Source organism: Puniceibacterium confluentis (assembly GCF_007923445.1).
GTDB lineage: Bacteria > Pseudomonadota > Alphaproteobacteria > Rhodobacterales > Rhodobacteraceae > Puniceibacterium > Puniceibacterium confluentis.
Genome location: NZ_VOJI01000129.1, coordinates 1 through 532 on the forward strand (window position 1 = coordinate 1; position 532 = coordinate 532).

Here is a 532-nt window from a genome sequence, read left to right on the forward strand (position 1 = left end):
CCCGAAGGTGAAGATGCAGTCATCCTTCAGCGCCCTTGAGGTCAGCTTCTCGCCCTTCGTGTTCTCAGGAACGAAGTTGATGTGGATGCCGTTGATCATCGCGTCGGGACCACCAGCGACGGCGTTGGCGAGGTTCGCCTTGCCCAGCTTCGCACCATCGACGCTCGGACTGAACGTACCGAATCCGTCGAGCTTCACGGGCTGACCCTGCGTCAGCAGCTCCTTCATGCAGTCCACCACCTGCCCGAGCACCAGCACGCACATCTGGTAGTCTGCGATCTTGCCGTGTGCCGTCATGTGGGCGGCAAAGCCCTTCAGGTTCAGCGGCTCCTTCGAATCACACTCGGCAAAGTACTTGCCGTAAGCCGTCGAATCGTCGTTCTTGTTCTGACGGAGGTTAATCACCATAGGAATTTCACTTCTTGCCATTTTCTTTTTTCCTTTCTTTTTTTTAGTTAAACATAAGCTTTCATGTCTGGAGTTGAGAGGTAAGAGTTGAGAGGTAAGAGAATACTCCTTTGGGCCCTTTAGT

Annotated in this window: 1 protein-coding gene; it reads right to left on the bottom strand. The window is 53.4% G+C overall.

All coding sequences use genetic code 11. The features are described 5' to 3' along the window. Positions 1 to 429: HU family DNA-binding protein (locus FOY53_RS22840; RefSeq protein WP_281289613.1), on the bottom strand; the 429-nt coding region annotated here is incomplete at its 3' end. Positions 430 to 532 lie beyond the last annotated feature (103 nt).